The organism is Bacillus sp. N12A5, from assembly GCF_026790125.1.
Classification (GTDB): domain Bacteria; phylum Bacillota; class Bacilli; order Bacillales; family Bacillaceae; genus Bacillus.
Genome location: NZ_JALAMR010000007.1, coordinates 180,384 through 195,707, shown reverse-complemented (window position 1 = coordinate 195,707; position 15,324 = coordinate 180,384). Strand labels below are relative to the sequence as shown.

The window sequence follows — 15,324 nt, the reverse complement described above, 5'->3', positions numbered from 1 at the left end:
GCTTGTACAGGCCAAGTTTTTCTTTCGCTTAAAACTAGAGGTGATTATAGTTGAAAATGAAACCCCCAGTAGAAAAAAACGAATACTACGATGTGACATTTGAGGATTTGACACATGAAGGAGCGGGCGTCGCAAAGGTCCAAGGCTTCCCGATCTTCGTGCCGAACGCCCTGCCGGAGGAAAAAGCCCAAATCAAAGTCACACGTGTCAAAAAAGGCTTCGCCTTCGGCCGCCTGATTGAGCTGAAGGAAGAGAGCCCGCACAGAACCAACGCCCCGTGTCCGATTTACAAACAATGCGGAGGCTGCCAGCTTCAGCACATGACCTACGAAGGCCAGCTCTTGTTTAAACAGAAACAAGTCAAAGACGTCTTAGAACGGATCGGCAAGCTGGACCTGTCAAACGTCACCGTGCACCCGACTCTCGGCATGGAAGACCCGTGGAATTACAGAAACAAGGCGCAGGTGCCGGTAGGAGAACGGGAAGGCGGACTCGTCGCCGGATTCTATCAGCAAAGAAGCCATGACATCATCGACATGAGCGCCTGCCTGATCCAGCAATCCAAAAACGACGAAGCCGTTCAAGCCGTCAAAGACATATGCGCCAAATACGGTGTCAAAGCGTACAACGAAGAACGCCACAAAGGCTGGCTCCGCCATATCATGGTCAGATACGGCGTGGTTACAGGTGAAATGATGATCGTCTTCATCACAAGAACAATCGACTTCCCGCACAAAGCGAAGATCATCGAAGACATCACAGCGCAATTCCCGCACGTCAAATCCATCGTGCAAAACATCAACCCGAACAAAACAAACGTCATCTTCGGGAACGAAACAAACGTCATCTGGGGCGAAGAATACATCTACGACCTCATCGGAGACGTCAAATTCGCCATCTCCGCCAGATCGTTTTATCAGGTCAACCCGGAGCAAACAAAAGTGCTCTACGACAAAGCGCTGGAGTACGCAGAGCTTCAAGGGGAAGAAACCGTCATCGACGCCTACTGCGGCATCGGAACGATTTCTCTCTTCCTGGCAAAGCAAGCGAAAAAAGTGTACGGAGTAGAAATTGTACCGGAGGCAATTGAGGATGCGAAACGCAACGCCGAGCTCAACGGCATCACAAACGCAGAGTTCGCGGTCGGTGAAGCGGAAACCGTGATTCCAAAATGGTATGAAGAAGGCATCACGGCCGATACGCTAGTTGTAGACCCGCCAAGAAAAGGCTGCGACGAAGCCCTCCTGCGGACGATTGTGGAGATGAAACCGAAGCGGGTGGTGTACGTGTCCTGTAATCCTGGGACGCTTGCGAGAGACCTGCGGGTGCTTGAGGATGGCGGGTATGCGACGCGCGAAGTGCAGCCTGTGGATATGTTTCCGCATACGAATCATGTGGAGTGTGTGGCTGTGCTTGAACTTAGAGAAGGTAACTAACCCTTGGGGGGGTGTTGCCTTTTTTGGTTGTTAATGGAAACAAAGTTTTTTAAAAACAATACTTTTGGGTTACCTATAATTTAGAATGGAGTCCGTGTATTTAAAATCAATTTTTAGACTATAGTACTGTTCTAAAAAAGTTTTTATCGAGTTTCTCTTAGGGTGGGTTTCTAAGTGTTCATAAACCCAAATTGCTTTCCGCTGAGATATTGTGTATTGAGATTGGAAACATTCTCATAATCGTATTTTATTGAGAATTTTCCATTCATCTCTAGCTGAAGTGTTAAGTTGATAGTTGGTCAAGACATCCTGGTTATTTTCTGTGAACTCATCTCGTAATTTCTAAAATGAGTCAAGTAATTGTGATAATAATTCATCATAAACATCCTCACTAACACGAAATTGTTCAGGAATATTATTTGAATATATATAATCCTCACTTTGCGGAGGATTGAACAGAAGAATCGTCGATTATTTCTGCATAAAGAATGACTTTTTCCCATTCGGAAGGAATGATTTCGTTAATGCTTCGCTATTTGTTGATATAATTCACCCATTTTTCTGTTTCCATGCTAACCTCCAGTTTTCAAGAACTATTTCAAATTTTGATTCAGGTAGCTAATTAAAAATTCTTTATCATCCTCGTCTTCAGGCAAAACACCAAGAATTTTGTACTCCCATAATGCAATTCTTTGATACCCCTCTAGCTCAGATACCAAAATATCATCATCATTATAATCAAGTTGGAATTGACCATTGCTCTCCAATGTTAATGTAAGTTTAGTCTACCAAACCTGATCATTATTCTTTTTGTGCTCAATTCTTAATTCCTTAAAATAAAGTTTCGAAGACATCTATACTTACGTTGTATTGGTCAGGTATATCTTGTGAATAAATAAGTTGATGTTTTTCTGGTGTCTTGAAGTGAAAGAGAACCATAGAAGAGTCATCTAATACTTCTGCATAAAGATAAATTTTTGTCCATTCACAAGGTATGATGTCATTTAATTTCTGTCCAATAAGCTGATACAAATCTTGCATTTTTTTAGTTTCCAATCTTTTCACCTCAGTCGTCGAGAAATCCTCCTAGTTATAAAAAATAGCCCAGCAGTGAAGAGCTGAACTATTTTTGACCATTGCTTATTCTTCTTCCGAATTGAGATAGTGTTCCAAGAACTCCCTGTTTTTCTTACCAGTAGGAGCCAAACCTAAATGTTTATATTCCCAAACTATTTGACGTTGAGTACCGTTTAGATCTGAAGCAATAACATCATCATAATTATAGTCAATTGAAAACTTTCCGGTATGCTCTAGCTTGAGTGTAAGGTTAGTCCAGACATCTGAGTTATTCGCTTTCCATTCATCTCTTAGTTCATCAAATAAATCTTGTAGTTCGATTAACAGGTCATCATAAATTTGTTCACTTACTTGATAATGTTCCGGAATGTCATGCGAATAAATGAACTCTTCACTATTTTTTGTGTTAAAGAAAAAGTATACTTCTCTAGAATCGTCTAAAATCTCTGCGTATAGAGCAACTTTATTCCATTCTGCTGGAATCATTTCATTAATTTGTTCTGCTATTTTTTGATATAATTGGCCCATTTTTTCTGTCTCCATAATATCAACCTCCTGCTTGGTTTCTTATTGTCATATTTTTATATCTGCCGTCACCAACTTTATACTTTACTTTAAATAAAGTTGGTCTCAATGAATCGCCTTGATATACATTTTCTATTTGCACACTAACTGTTTCGGGAGGTTCTTCTTTAAGAGCCTTTGCCCACTCCTGCTCCATCTCATACCATTTCCCACCGCTCCTATTAATCTGAGAATTCATCGGCACGATATTGTCGAACTGGCCTGAGCCTTTGAATTGGGTGGCGATTAAATGGCCTCCGTCATCGTCAGGCTTTCGGTCTTGGGGCTTTCCAGCATTCGTCTGTGCATATTGGTTTCGTTTTGCTTCTCCCAGCTGCAAGTCTGCTTTGACACTTGTAATTCTACCATAGTTGTCAGTCGTGTACGTGTAGCCTTCTTTTGTTTTGTAGATGATATTAGGCTTCAGTACTTTCTTTCTGCTCCATCTTGCGAAATGCTCGCCGTATTTGACGGTTACCGGCGGAACATGTGGCGCTGGAGTTCGTCTTCCGCTTGATGACGTTCCGTACGGTTTCGGAAGCATGACCTTGGCGAATTTTTGCAGTCCTTCTTTAAGCGTGACCCCGTTGACTGCGTTGTAAGGAACGCCTGCCGGCACTAAATCGTGACGGGGATGATAAGGGAGAATATCCGCAAGTGTGAGATCTCCGATTTGATTTAACATGGTTTTGACGTGTTTTTTTGATACTTCAATGCCTGTGTTTACTTTTTGTTTGATGTGATCAACGGTTTGTTTTGAGACTGTTATGGCTTTTTGGGCTGTTGCAGATTTGCTTGCTGCTGTTTTGACTTTGGCCGTCACTTTGGCAGCTGTGCCTGTTTTAGAGACGGCTCCTACGCCTTTTGTGCCGACAATTGATGTGACAACAGTGCCAACCGCATATGACACCCATCTTGCTCTTGAGTAGGTGTCACCATTTACCATGTCTTTTTGGTATGATTCTTCAATTGCCGCTGAAATGGCTTCATACGTTTTGATCGGGTGAGCCACAGCCCCTGTAATGGCTTCAACAGTTCCGCCCGGATCTGTGACCATATCCCATAGTCCTACGACCGCGTCTTTACCGGAATCATAAAGGCCGACGGCAACCCCTTTGAAGCCTGCTTCAAGTTCACGCGTGTTTTCGATTTGGGTGAAGTATCTCTGTTGTTCTGCTGTCAGATTTTCATAGCCGATCGTTTTTGCCATTTCGTAGAATTCATCGGCATCCGCATAATCGTAGTTTTTCAGTCTTTCTTTTAATTTTTCAATCTCGCGTTCCTTCGCTTCCTCTTTCTTAATCTTCAAGTAAGCCTCAGTCCGCTTTTCAATGTCGCCTTTTTTCTTATGTATGTCACTCTCACGGTACGCTTTTGCGTTGTAGTGGATGGGTGTTGCGTTTTTGCCTTTGCCCGTTGCTTCTTGGAGCTTTTGGAAGTCGGACTTAATGAATTGTTCGTTTGGTTCTGACAGGGCGTATTCTGTCTCCAGGTCTTCGTCCAAGGCGTCCAAATTTTTCAGTGTTTTTTTGCGTTTGTCGTTGGCATCAGCCAGCTCGTCTTTGAAGGTTTCTGTTGAAAACAAGTCGAGCGGGAGGATGTCGTCGATATCGTTTAAGATATCTTTCATCGCTTTTTTCTGTTCAGACATGATGGATTTCGATTTTTTGTGCGCATTTTCCAGTTCATGCTCCAGGAAGGATTCTTCGATGTATGCGTCAGAGAGGCCTTTGTCCTCGGCGGCTCCGGCGATGCTGTTGAAAAATGCGATTTTCATGTCGATGTAGTCGATCCATTGGTCGGTGACGCCGATGTGGTCGTGGTAGAAGGCTTTGATGTTGCTGGCGCCTTTTCCTGAGAATTCGCTGTCACTGAGATCAGCGACGCTTTTTAATGCTTTTCTCAAATTTACCATTTGCGTTCTTAGTTCTTTGTACTCTTTTGCACGGTCTGTCGCTTCCGAAAGCAGTGTTTTCGCTTCAAATACTTTCATGACCATTTCCCTTCTTTTGTTCGCTCAATATCAAAATTTTACCACGGGGCGGGATGGGGGTGGGGGTGAGAACGTGTTTTGGTGGAAAAATGAGTCATTTGGCATGTGTCTTTATTCGTGGAGGGATTGGCAGAAACATGGTCGAAATGTATTGTCGCTACACATTGTTGGGAAGTTTGTATTCTATATTATTTTTTAAGGAGCATGGTGATGAAGAAAAAATGGATTACATTTGGTTTATTAGGGTTAATGGTATGCATCATACTGTTTGTTCAGTTACGCAATAAAGACAGTATTCCTGTCCAATCTTCCGCTATCCACCCCGAAGAAGACCGCATCTTCTTTATTTACTCCAATCCTCTCATAAAAGAAAGCACGTTGCTCTCAACCTCAACAGGCGAACGGTTTAACAGGCGTACATTCAAGGTGGCGGATGTTCCTTATATTCAAATGAAGTCATACAAATCCACAGGCCTTGTATTATTGGCGGAACACGAGCCTTTTTACTACACGCTGGAGAAGGATGCGATCAGAGAGCATCCGCTGTCAGATCCATTTGCGTTTTGGTATGAGGGGAAGGATGTGTCTGTTAAGGCCTATAATGTTGATACGACGGGAAATGAGATCCACATAAACGACAGAAAAACGAAAAAGGAATATAGCCTTGCCTTGCCTTCGCTTGTCACGATGGGGGCCAGTGATGAGAACTATATTTATATCATTCAAGGCATGGCTATTTACGTGATTGACAGAAAAACAGAGGAAATCATTAAGACCCTGAGTTTAGCCTCATACGCTGATCAATTCGCAGAATCGGAGGAATTTATTGTCGCGAGCTCGGATCATAAATTGACTGTGATTGAAAAAGGGACATGGAAAACGACATATATTCCGTATCCTGATGATCTTGAATACGCTGATACCGTATACTATGACAGAGAAAGCGGCAGTTTTTACGTGACGTACGAAGACAAAGAGGGGGAGGCGAACTTGCTGGAGTATGGGAAGGAATTTTCTTTTCATTCATATAATTTGAATTTCCCTTATATGGAAGCGGAGTTTAAGGGGAATCTATTGTATATTGTCGCCCAGGAAGAGCATAAAAAGGGCATCGGCGGGTATGTAGGTGTGTTTGATATCCATTCTAAGAAGATGCTTTATCAGTTTGATTTGCCTGAGGAACGGGTGAAGGTTCAGGATTTTGTTGTGGTTGACAATAAGTGAATACTATATGAAATAAGATTGACATGGACCCTTGCGTAAAGGGTCTTTTTTGCGAAAAAAAACAAATTGACAGGATGAAAAAACAATTTCTTCCTTCCGTATTGTTTTCAAAATTTGGGATTGATAGAATATGACATATCTCATAGAGAAGGAGGGAAGCCGTTGAGTCAAGCCATACCGTCTTCGCGTGTAGGTGTTAAGATTAATGAATGGTATAAAATGATTCGCCAGTTCAGTGTTCCGGATGCTGAGGTTCTGAAAGCGGAGGTGGAGCAGGACATTCAGCAGATGGAAGAGGACCAGGATTTGCTGATCTATTATTCTCTGATGTGTTTTCGGCACCAGCTGATGCTGGATTATTTGGAGCCGGGACAAACATACGGGAATCGCCCTACAGTGACAGAGCTTTTGGAAACGATTGAAACTCCTCAGAAAAAACTCACAGGCCTTTTGAAATACTACTCTTTGTTTTTCCGCGGCATGTATGAATTTGATCAGAAAGAATATGTGGAAGCGATCGGGTATTATCGCGAGGCGGAGAAAGAACTGCCGTTTGTGTCAGATGAAATTGAGAAAGCGGAATTCCATTTTAAAGTGGCAGAAGCGTATTATCACATGAAGCAAACCCATGTGTCGATGCATCATATTCTTCAAGCCTTAGACATTTATCAAAACCATCCCCTATACAGCATTAGAACCATACAAAGCTTGTTTGTGATCGCCGGCAACTATGATGATTTCAAACATTATGATAAAGCGCTCCCGCATTTAGAAAAGGCGCTGGAATTGGCCATGGACATTCAAAATGACCGGTTTATCGCCATTTCTCTGTTGAACATCGCGAACAGCTATGACAGATCAGGAGACGATCATAAGGCTGTAGAACATTTCCAAAAAGCGGCGAAGGTAAGCAGAGAGAAAGTTCCTGATTTGCTTCCGAACGTCTTGTTTGGATTAAGCTGGACATTATGTAAAGCAGGCCAAACACAAAAGGCGTTTCAGTTCATAGAGGAAGGATTAGAACATATGGGAACATATCCAAATGCGGGTTCTCACAAACTTTATAAAGAATTGTATCTGTTCTTGCAGGCCGTCTACAAAGAGAGAGCTGATGAAACCAAAATCCTTGAAATGCTAGCCTATTTCGAAAAAAAGAATCTGTACGCTTACATTGAGGCATGTGCCCGCAGCGCTGCCGCAGTTTTTGAAAGCCGCTGTCGTTTTGAGCACGCTGCTGCGTTTTATCGGAAAGTGTTGAAAGCCCAGGAAGATATGTTAAAAGGAGAGTGTTTATATGCTTATTAAGAAAAAAGTGATGATGTGCCTTGCTGTTACGCTAGTTTTCGGAAGCATGTCGTTTCCATTCCTGACAAAGTCCGGCGGATTTAAGGAATCAACAGATCGAAACACGACGTATCTCGATCATTCCTCTCATCATCTCATGAGTGATCAGGAGAAAAAAGCCCTTAGCTAGGGCTTTTTTTCTTGCTTTACGGAAGCTGGATGGCCTTTAACTCTGCGGCATTCCTTCTATTTCTAACGCAAGACACTCGAAACAACCAAACCATTTGAGGTATAATGGATAAAGTGAATCACAATATACAGATTGATATATATGAAAGAGAGTGGAGCATCATGGGCCGTAAGTGGAACAATATTAAAGAGAAGAAGGCGTCTAAGGACGCGAATACGAGTCGGATTTATGCGAAGTTTGGCCGTGAGATTTATGTGGCGGCGAAGCAGGGCGAGCCTGATCCGGAATCCAACCAGGCGCTGAAGGTTGTGCTTGAGCGCGCGAAGACTTACAGCGTGCCGAAAAATATCATTGAACGTGCGATCGAGAAGGCGAAGGGCGGAGCGGAAGAGAATTACGATGAGCTTCGTTATGAGGGCTTCGGGCCGAACGGATCAATGATTATCGTTGATGCGTTGACGAATAATGTAAACCGCACGGCGCCGGAAGTGCGGGCGGCGTTCGGGAAAAACGGCGGAAACATGGGTGTGAGCGGATCTGTTGCTTACATGTTTGACGCAACGGCTGTAATCGGTGTAGAAGGCAAAACAGCTGATGAAGCGCTTGAAATCCTGATGGAAGCGGATGTCGACGTCCGTGACATTTTAGAGGAGGATGACAGCGTGATCGTATATGCTGAGCCTGATCAATTCCATGCGGTGCAGGAGGCGTTTAAAAACGCGGGCGTTGAGGAATTTACTGTAGCGGAGCTGACCATGCTTGCGCAAAGCGAAGTAACGCTTCCGGATGATGCGAAGGAACAGTTTGAAAAATTGATTGATGCATTAGAGGATTTGGAAGATGTTCAGCAGGTGTATCATAACGTTGATTTAGGTGAATAAGAAGTGAGCAGACTGTCATGGTCTGCTTTTTTCTTTTTAGCTGGTTTAGGCGGCCGCCCATACGATCTATAAGATCCTCTCATACTCTGGACTGTAACCTATGCGAAGGAGAGAGTGGATGAATATGACTGATATTAGACATATGTATGGCGGACCCGGTTTTGGTTATCCGGGCTGTGGTATTGGCCATCAGGGATATGGCATGCAAGGTGCAGGCTATCCGGGATACGGTATGCCAGATGCAGGCTACCCGGGACACGGCATGTATGGAGGAGCCAGCGGGTTTCCGGGCTATGGCGCACACGGGGGCTATGGCGGTTATCCGAGCGGCGGATATGCTGGGTATCCGGGAACTGGAGGTGATCCGAGCTACGGCATGCATCATGAGAATGTTGGGCATCATCACTATTATCACCATCATCATGATGGAAAAGATCATCATCATCACGACGGTAATTATGGCCACCATCACCACCATATGGGCCATTGGGGACAAGACGGCTATAAATAAAGAGATTATAAAAAGAGGCACTCTTGCAGCTCAAGAGTGTTTTTTTATCTTCTTTCTTGACTGATCAGTCTGGAAACTGGTAACATTTGTTTCAGGAGGTGATCGTCTTTTGGGGAGGAATAAAGAATTTGATACGGCCCTTGTTCTTCACAGAGCGATAGAGGTTTTTGGAGAGTATGGCTACGAAGGAACGTCTCTTCAGGATCTGCTCTCTTATTTAGGCATTGCGCGCCAGAGCTTGTATGATACGTATGGCACGAAGCGTGATTTGTTTTTGTCCGCTGTGAAATCGTATCTTGACGGGAAAAACACTGCTGTTATGGAAAGGCTTGAAGCGCTAGGATCGGTAAAGGAAGCCATTCGTGATATTTTTCAGGTGGGTGTCAATGCCCTGAGAGATCCGGAACGTGCGAAGGCGTGCTACATCATAAACAGCGCGATTGAACAAATCCCGCATGACCCTGAGCTTGCCCGGTATTTTGAGGGACAGTCGAAGCAGCTTGAGGACGCTTTTTATCAAGCACTTTTAAGAGCGAGGGAACAAGGAGAATTGACTGGCGAAGACAATGATATATTGGCGCTTGCCCGGTATTTGAATCAGAGCAGGCTGTCTCTGACGTTTGTCGCCAAAGTGACGGCTGATATGGACCGGCTTCAGGACCATGTTGACGTAAGTTTATCAGTGCTTGATTAACATGTGGTAAAGGATTCTTTGCCCATGTATGCATTTTTCGGACTGAACGGTCTAAAAACAAATCATGAGGTGATGATAAATGCTGACGACTGAATTTGAAAAGGCATGTGGCACATTGAAAAAGTTCATGGCGTATATGCTTGAGAAGGACATGAAGAGCTGGATGGAGCTTTGGGATGAGAATGCTGTATTTGAGTTTCCTTATGCGCCGGAGGGATCACCAAAAAGAATAGAAGGAAAAGCGGCCATTTACAACTATATTAAGGATTATCCTAAGCAGATCCATCTTTCTTCATTTACCACTCCGACAGTGTACCGTTCAGCAGACTCGAATACGGTGATTGCGGAGTTTCAATGTGACGGCCATGTGATTAAGACCGGGCTGCCTTATCGCCAAAGCTATATCAGTGTCATCGAAACAAATGATGGCCGCATAATGCGTTACAAGGATTATTGGAATCCGCTTGTTGTACAAGAGGCGTTTGGGGGATCATTTTTGCAAACAGGGGAGAGTGGAAAATGATGAAACAGCAGCCAATTTTAATCACTGGCGGGACCGGCACAGTCGGAAGCCGAATCGCCAGCCGTTTAATAGATCTCGGGTACAGGGTGCGGATTGCAAGCCGGAAAAAGGGTGAGCTTGCTGATGCTGAATATGTGTATTTTGATTGGAAAGACGTCTCCAGTTTCACGCCAGCTTTGGAACAGATAAAACAGATCTATCTTGTTGCCCCGGTTGGTGAGCTTGACCCGGCCCCTTATGTGCTTCCCTTTTTAAAGGAGGCAAAGCGTCTCGGTGCAAAGCGTGTCGTGATGCAAAGTGCGTCTGTTGTCCCTGAGGATGGCCATGTGTTTGGTGAGCTTCATCAGGCAGTACGCGATTTTCCTGAATGGACGGTGCTCCGCCCTTCTTACTTTATGCAAAACTTCATCAATGTCCAGCATCGCATGTCTATTCAAACCGAGGGGCGCATCATAACGGCTTCGGGTGAAGGAAAACTTGGGTTTATTGATGCTGATGACATCGCAGAAACAGCCGTCAGGGCTTTGATTGATGATGTTCCTCATCAAACACATCATATTCTGACAGGTCCCGAGGCGCTGAGCTATGCCGAAGCGGCGGAGATCATCGGAGCTGCGGCGGGACGCCGGGTGGAGCACGTCAGCATTTCTCGTTCCGAGCTGCAGCATAAAATGGAGGCAGGAGGTTTGCCTGCGGATTATGCCCATTTTATGGCGGAGCTTGATGAAGCAATCAGCCATGGTGCGGAACATCGGGTAACAGATACAGTGAAGCGTGTGACGGGAAAAGAACCCCGTTCGCTGACTGAGTTTGCGGCCGCTCATGCTGCATACTGGAAACGCTGACCTTATTTTGGACTGATTGATCTAGAAAGACCTTCGGCGATGCCGAAGGTCTTCTTTTTATTTATTGAATTGAAAAAGCTTAGCCGCATTTTCAGTGCCGATTTTGTATCGGTCTGTTTCACTGATTGGACATTGGTCAAACCAAGAAGAGATTTCTTCCATCGTTTCGTACGGATAGTCGACAGAGAATAGGATGCGGTCTGAGCCGACCTCCAGCAATGTATCAATTAAAGCCTGGGTTCTGAACACGCCGCTTGTTGTGAGATAAAAGTTTTTGCGGAGGTATTCAGTTGGCGCTTTCTTATGGCTGCCGTGGGTTTCAGGACGCTGATGGCGGAGCCTGTGTTCAACCCGCGGCAATGTAAACGGCAGGCCCTCCCCTAAGTGGCCGAGGATGACAGTCAAATCAGGGTATTCGTCGAAAAGGCCGCTGAGCATCAGGCGGATGGCATGTGTTGCTGTTTCAAAACCAAAGCCCCACGCTGAACCGAGGAGGCCCTCGTAGCCTTCATAGATGCGCTGCTGATGCGGCAGCGGGATACGCGGATGCAGATAGACGGGAACCTGCAGCTGTGCGGCTTTTTCCCAGAAAGGGCGCACCTGGGGCTCGTCCAAATATTGAGCGGTGTTTTCGTCCCCGATGTTGCTGTAGCCGTTGACCAAGGCACCTACAAAGCCGAGCTCGTTTACGGCCCGTTCAAGTTCCTTCGCGGCTTCTTCAGGATCTTGAAGCGGAACTGCCGCAAATGCTTTAAAGCGGTCAGGATGCTTAGAAACGAAGAATTCCGCAGCGTGATCGTTCATTTGCCTTGCGAGTTTCACAGCTCTGTCAGGATCTGTGATACCTTCAATACCAGGCTGTGTCAATGAGAGAATTGAGGTTTGAATGCCGCTTCGATCCATGTCTTCAATCCGTTTCTCGAATTCCTGCAATCGTTTTTGGACAGCGCTGAAATATTCATCGTCAGTAAAATTGTGGCTTCCTGTAGCCGAAAAATCAGGAGATTCCCAATGCTCTTCTAATGCGATTTTTCCATTCATGTCAAAGACTCCTCTCTATATGCTGATGAGTTCAGATGGAGTGCACTCAATATACGCGACGAAGCTTCGTTTAATTAATTATTGAACATAATGTTCATTACTTTACATCATGTACAAGATGTACGTTCATGGTACAGTAGATTTTGGAAAAAGGTCAATAAACAGAGAACGCTCAAATGTGCAGAAGTAGACATCTGAGGATGATTTGTCCAGAAGAAAATGGAAGTTAGACAAGGAGGAGAAAAATGTCTAAAAAGCATAGAGTAGATCCGAGAATCAGACGAACAAACAAATATTTAAGAGACGCTTTAATTGCCCTTTTGAAAGTAAAAGATGCCAATTCGATTACGATTCAAGAGATTACCGAAAAAGCGGATCTGACCCGGGGCACCTTTTATCTGCATTATCAGGATAAACAGGATTTTCTGTTTCAAAGCATGACGGAGGTTCTCGATGATTTAATCCAGCAGGTAAAGCCGGAAGCGCCGGTCGTCGAACCGGTCAGTATTGATGAAGATCATCCGCCTGTATCTTTTGTAAAGCTGTTTGAGTACATCCATGAACATGCCGAATACTTCCAAGTGATGCTGAGCGACAGAGGTCTGCCGCAATTCAGAAGTCTTATGGCGGAGTTCGTTCAGAAACGGATTTACGAGGAATTGCTTTCTTCGATTGAGGAATCAGAGAACACGCTGCAGGTGCCGAAAGAGATACTCGTCAGCTATATCACGTCCGCCCATATCGGGGTGATTTGTTCCTGGCTTGAGAACGGCATGAAGTACAGCCCGTTGTTTATGGCGAATCAATTAACACGTTTAACGCTGCTGGGTCCGCTCCGTATCGCAGGGATCGAGGAACAGGTCAAGCTCCCTTATTAAAGCTTCCAGTCATAATCATGCCCCCTGCCTCATACCTATTAAGGTCATTGTTTCTGAGAAAGGAGGAGCCGGAATGAAGGATATGCAGCCGTTTACGCCTGTCAAATCATACACGCCCTTTCACAGCCGTTTTGATCCCTGTCCGCCCATAGGGAAGAAATATTACCGAACGCCGCCTAACCTCTATATGACCTTTCAGCCTGAGCATATGGAGCAGTTTTCGCCAATGGAGGCTTTAAGGAAAGGCACCCTTTGGAAGGATCTCTATGATTTTTATGAAAACCCTTATCGAGGGGGAGACGTACATGGCAAAAAAGATTGATGCCGAATACTACCGTCAGCTTGAGCAAATACAAGCAGCTGATTTTGTGCTTGTTGAGCTGAGCCTTTATTTAAATACACATCCTCATGATGAAGACGCGCTCAAGCAATTCAATCAATACTCCGGCTATTCGAGGCACCTAAAACGGCAATTTGAATCCTCTTACGGACCGCTTCTGCAGTTCGGCAACAGCCCCGCGGGCGAGGATTGGGATTGGGGTAAAGGGCCTTGGCCGTGGCAAGTATAAGGAGGAATGCCTGAATGTGGGTGTATGAAAAGAAGCTGCAGTACCCTGTCAAGGTCAGTACGTGCAATCCGACACTGGCGAAATATTTGATTGAGCAGTATGGCGGAGCGGACGGCGAGCTGGCCGCGGCTCTCCGGTATTTGAACCAGCGGTATACGATTCCTGATAAGGTCATCGGCCTTTTAACGGATATCGGCACGGAGGAATTTGCCCATCTGGAAATGATTGCGACCATGGTCTATAAGCTGACGAAAGATGCCACGCCGGAGCAGCTGCGTGAAGCGGGGCTCGGGGATCACTACGCTAATCATGACAGTGCGCTTTTCTATCACAATGCGGCGGGCGTGCCGTTTACGGCAAGCTATATCCAGGCGAAGGGCGACCCGATTGCCGATTTATACGAAGACATTGCGGCAGAGGAAAAAGCGCGGGCGACGTATCAATGGCTGATCGATATATCGGATGATCCTGATTTGAACGATTCCCTGCGTTTTTTGCGTGAACGTGAAATCGTGCATTCTATGCGCTTCAGAGAAGCAGTTGAGATTTTAAAAGAAGAACGGGATAAAAAGAAGTTTTTCTAATGGGCAGATCGGCCTCTCTTTCATGCACCCCTTTTACATACAGAGAAAATGTCTGTTTTTGCTGTTGGGTCTGCATTATAATCAAGGTGTGAGCAAGCTTACTTTTTGATTGGGAGGCCTTTATGTCATCTTTTAAGATTCAGAGTGAAACGATTGCTGATGGATTTTACGCGTGTCCGGCCGTATATGAGGATGCAGAATCAATTACCGGGCTGCTCGTCCGAACAGCTGAATGGCTCCGGGATCGGGGCTCTACTCAATGGAGCGGGCTGCTGGAAGGGCAAGATACACATGATATCACGGGTTCCATTGAAAATGGACATGTGTTTGTGTTTAAAAAAGACGAAGAGCTTGCGGCTGTCGTAATGCTGCTGCCGGAACCAAGCGAGTGGGACCGGACGCTTTGGGGTGATGATGGGCATGAGGAGTCCATTTATTTGCACCGCCTCGCAGTAAGCCGCCGATTTGCAGGGCAGGGACTTGGCGCGCGAGTTCTTCATTGGGCAGAAACAGGTGTTGACTTTCCGGGAAAAACACGGATCCGGCTTGACTGCGTCGCTGATAATGATGCCTTGCACTCCTTTTATCGGCGTATGGGGTATGAATTCATGGGTGCTGATCCATCCGGATATCATTTATTTGAGAAAGAGATTACGGCAGAATAAGCGTCCTTTGCAGGAGGCTTTTTTGTCTTTTTCTAAAAGGGAGGGCAGGCGATGTGGCCAATTTTTTTGTGATAGGGATTGTGACGGCTTGTCTGTTCGCTGGCGTATCCGTTTTGATGCGGAGGAAGTTTCCTGACAGAAGACGGCCTGAATGGATATTGGCCGGGCTGATCGTCCTTGGTGTGTTTGCGATCTGGTACAGCCTCGTGTATGTACGCGGCTGGGAAGGGGCTGCCCTCGGAATGGTTGGATTCAATGTCATTTTCGGAGCCATTGCCGGATATTTGATCGAAAAGGTTATCTGGCGATACAGGAACAGATAACGGGCTGCTGTCTCTGGATCATGTCGAATTGTTCACAGGCAG

At 45.3% G+C, this 15,324-nt stretch carries 17 protein-coding genes and 3 pseudogenes; 15 read left to right on the top strand and 5 right to left on the bottom strand.

The genetic code is table 11. The annotated features are described in order from the left end of the window. Nucleotides 1–50: 50 nt before the first annotated feature. Entirely contained in the window at nt 51–1,436 is a 1,386-nt protein-coding gene (rlmD, locus tag MOC09_RS08985; RefSeq protein ID WP_268370270.1) for a 23S rRNA (uracil(1939)-C(5))-methyltransferase RlmD, read from the top strand. Nucleotides 1,437–1,505: 69 nt separating this feature from the next. Here the strand turns inward: rlmD and MOC09_RS08980 are convergent. The 4 genes and pseudogenes from MOC09_RS08980 to yeeF all read right to left on the bottom strand — a co-directional run bounded on the left by MOC09_RS08980 (nt 1,506) and on the right by yeeF (nt 5,070). Beyond that, nucleotides 1,506–1,993, bottom strand: a pseudogene (locus MOC09_RS08980) (immunity protein YezG family protein). A 36-nt stretch (nt 1,994–2,029) separates the two neighbouring features. Beyond that, a pseudogene (locus tag MOC09_RS08975) lies at nt 2,030–2,477 on the bottom strand (TIGR01741 family protein). A gap of 99 nt (nt 2,478–2,576) precedes the next feature. Then, the gene (locus MOC09_RS08970) at nt 2,577–3,056 is read right to left on the bottom strand and encodes an antitoxin YezG family protein (RefSeq protein ID WP_268370268.1); all 480 of its coding nucleotides are present in this window, start codon (nt 3,054–3,056) and stop codon (nt 2,577–2,579) included. Nucleotides 3,057–3,060: 4 nt separating this feature from the next. Then, entirely contained in the window at nt 3,061–5,070 is a 2,010-nt protein-coding gene (gene yeeF, locus MOC09_RS08965; protein ID WP_268370267.1) for an LXG family T7SS effector deoxyribonuclease toxin YeeF, read from the bottom strand. 210 nt (nt 5,071–5,280) lie between these two features. Here yeeF and MOC09_RS08960 point away from each other — a divergent pair, with 210 nt between their 5' ends. The 8 genes from MOC09_RS08960 to MOC09_RS08925 all read left to right on the top strand — a co-directional run bounded on the left by MOC09_RS08960 (nt 5,281) and on the right by MOC09_RS08925 (nt 11,222). Next, nucleotides 5,281–6,294, top strand: coding sequence for a hypothetical protein (locus MOC09_RS08960; protein ID WP_268370265.1), 1,014 nt, complete (start codon nt 5,281–5,283; stop codon nt 6,292–6,294). Nucleotides 6,295–6,456: 162 nt separating this feature from the next. Beyond that, the gene (locus tag MOC09_RS08955; RefSeq protein ID WP_268370263.1) at nt 6,457–7,599 is read left to right on the top strand and encodes a tetratricopeptide repeat protein; all 1,143 of its coding nucleotides are present in this window, start codon (nt 6,457–6,459) and stop codon (nt 7,597–7,599) included. Beyond that, entirely contained in the window at nt 7,589–7,768 is a 180-nt protein-coding gene (locus tag MOC09_RS08950; protein WP_268361470.1) for a phosphatase RapH inhibitor, read from the top strand. Before MOC09_RS08955 ends, MOC09_RS08950 begins: the two co-directional genes overlap by 11 nt. Before the next feature lie 161 nt (nt 7,769–7,929). Beyond that, nucleotides 7,930–8,649 carry a YebC/PmpR family DNA-binding transcriptional regulator gene (locus MOC09_RS08945; protein WP_003233863.1) on the top strand — a complete coding sequence of 240 codons (720 nt, stop codon included), beginning with the start codon at nt 7,930–7,932 and terminating at the stop codon, nt 8,647–8,649. Between the two features lie 124 nt (nt 8,650–8,773). Beyond that, complete coding sequence (locus MOC09_RS08940; RefSeq protein WP_268361479.1) at nt 8,774–9,160, top strand: spore coat protein; 387 nt, start codon at nt 8,774–8,776, stop codon at nt 9,158–9,160. Nucleotides 9,161–9,269: 109 nt separating this feature from the next. After that, nucleotides 9,270–9,854 carry a TetR/AcrR family transcriptional regulator gene (locus MOC09_RS08935; RefSeq protein ID WP_268370262.1) on the top strand — a complete coding sequence of 195 codons (585 nt, stop codon included), beginning with the start codon at nt 9,270–9,272 and terminating at the stop codon, nt 9,852–9,854. Between the two features lie 79 nt (nt 9,855–9,933). Continuing rightward, nucleotides 9,934–10,377, top strand: coding sequence for a nuclear transport factor 2 family protein (locus MOC09_RS08930; protein ID WP_268361467.1), 444 nt, complete (start codon nt 9,934–9,936; stop codon nt 10,375–10,377). After that, on the top strand, nt 10,374–11,222 hold the full coding sequence (locus MOC09_RS08925; protein WP_419901009.1) for an NmrA family NAD(P)-binding protein: 849 nt from the start codon (nt 10,374–10,376) through the stop codon (nt 11,220–11,222). Before MOC09_RS08930 ends, MOC09_RS08925 begins: the two co-directional genes overlap by 4 nt. Before the next feature lie 57 nt (nt 11,223–11,279). Here the strand turns inward: MOC09_RS08925 and MOC09_RS08920 are convergent, their stop codons facing one another. After that, nucleotides 11,280–12,263 carry an amidohydrolase family protein gene (locus MOC09_RS08920; protein WP_268361466.1) on the bottom strand — a complete coding sequence of 328 codons (984 nt, stop codon included), beginning with the start codon at nt 12,261–12,263 and terminating at the stop codon, nt 11,280–11,282. 245 nt (nt 12,264–12,508) lie between these two features. Here MOC09_RS08920 and MOC09_RS08915 point away from each other — a divergent pair, with 245 nt between their 5' ends. The 6 genes and pseudogenes from MOC09_RS08915 to MOC09_RS08890 all read left to right on the top strand — a co-directional run bounded on the left by MOC09_RS08915 (nt 12,509) and on the right by MOC09_RS08890 (nt 15,282). After that, on the top strand, nt 12,509–13,141 hold the full coding sequence (locus tag MOC09_RS08915) for a TetR/AcrR family transcriptional regulator (protein WP_268361464.1): 633 nt from the start codon (nt 12,509–12,511) through the stop codon (nt 13,139–13,141). Between the two features lie 73 nt (nt 13,142–13,214). Further along, complete coding sequence (gene cotJA, locus MOC09_RS08910) at nt 13,215–13,463, top strand: spore coat-associated protein CotJA (RefSeq protein ID WP_014112953.1); 249 nt, start codon at nt 13,215–13,217, stop codon at nt 13,461–13,463. Further along, nucleotides 13,447–13,710: a spore coat protein CotJB gene (cotJB, locus tag MOC09_RS08905; protein ID WP_003240040.1), complete on the top strand. Its 264-nt coding sequence runs from the start codon at nt 13,447–13,449 to the stop codon at nt 13,708–13,710. Before cotJA ends, cotJB begins: the two co-directional genes overlap by 17 nt. 14 nt (nt 13,711–13,724) lie before the next feature. After that, complete coding sequence (gene cotJC / locus MOC09_RS08900) at nt 13,725–14,294, top strand: spore coat protein CotJC (RefSeq protein WP_268361462.1); 570 nt, start codon at nt 13,725–13,727, stop codon at nt 14,292–14,294. Between the two features lie 122 nt (nt 14,295–14,416). Beyond that, the gene (locus MOC09_RS08895) at nt 14,417–14,959 is read left to right on the top strand and encodes a GNAT family N-acetyltransferase (protein WP_268361459.1); all 543 of its coding nucleotides are present in this window, start codon (nt 14,417–14,419) and stop codon (nt 14,957–14,959) included. A 22-nt stretch (nt 14,960–14,981) separates the two neighbouring features. Then, nucleotides 14,982–15,282, top strand: a pseudogene (locus MOC09_RS08890) (YesK-like family protein). The last annotated feature ends 42 nt before the right edge of the window (nt 15,283–15,324 follow it).

What these genes read in the sequence shown, in the direction of transcription:
- MOC09_RS08970 (WP_268370268.1), bottom strand. Translation starts at nt 3,056, where the DNA reads ATGGAGACAGAAAAAATGGGCCAATTATATCAAAAAATAGCAGAACAA.
- yeeF (WP_268370267.1), bottom strand. Translation starts at nt 5,070, where the DNA reads ATGAAAGTATTTGAAGCGAAAACACTGCTTTCGGAAGCGACAGACCGT.
- MOC09_RS08960 (WP_268370265.1), top strand. Translation starts at nt 5,281, where the DNA reads ATGAAGAAAAAATGGATTACATTTGGTTTATTAGGGTTAATGGTATGC.
- MOC09_RS08950 (WP_268361470.1), top strand. Translation starts at nt 7,589, where the DNA reads ATGCTTATTAAGAAAAAAGTGATGATGTGCCTTGCTGTTACGCTAGTT.
- MOC09_RS08945 (WP_003233863.1), top strand. Translation starts at nt 7,930, where the DNA reads ATGGGCCGTAAGTGGAACAATATTAAAGAGAAGAAGGCGTCTAAGGAC.
- MOC09_RS08940 (WP_268361479.1), top strand. Translation starts at nt 8,774, where the DNA reads ATGACTGATATTAGACATATGTATGGCGGACCCGGTTTTGGTTATCCG.
- MOC09_RS08930 (WP_268361467.1), top strand. Translation starts at nt 9,934, where the DNA reads ATGCTGACGACTGAATTTGAAAAGGCATGTGGCACATTGAAAAAGTTC.
- MOC09_RS08925 (WP_419901009.1), top strand. Translation starts at nt 10,374, where the DNA reads ATGATGAAACAGCAGCCAATTTTAATCACTGGCGGGACCGGCACAGTC.
- MOC09_RS08920 (WP_268361466.1), bottom strand. Translation starts at nt 12,263, where the DNA reads ATGAATGGAAAAATCGCATTAGAAGAGCATTGGGAATCTCCTGATTTT.
- MOC09_RS08915 (WP_268361464.1), top strand. Translation starts at nt 12,509, where the DNA reads ATGTCTAAAAAGCATAGAGTAGATCCGAGAATCAGACGAACAAACAAA.
- cotJA (WP_014112953.1), top strand. Translation starts at nt 13,215, where the DNA reads ATGAAGGATATGCAGCCGTTTACGCCTGTCAAATCATACACGCCCTTT.
- cotJB (WP_003240040.1), top strand. Translation starts at nt 13,447, where the DNA reads ATGGCAAAAAAGATTGATGCCGAATACTACCGTCAGCTTGAGCAAATA.
- cotJC (WP_268361462.1), top strand. Translation starts at nt 13,725, where the DNA reads ATGTGGGTGTATGAAAAGAAGCTGCAGTACCCTGTCAAGGTCAGTACG.
- MOC09_RS08895 (WP_268361459.1), top strand. Translation starts at nt 14,417, where the DNA reads ATGTCATCTTTTAAGATTCAGAGTGAAACGATTGCTGATGGATTTTAC.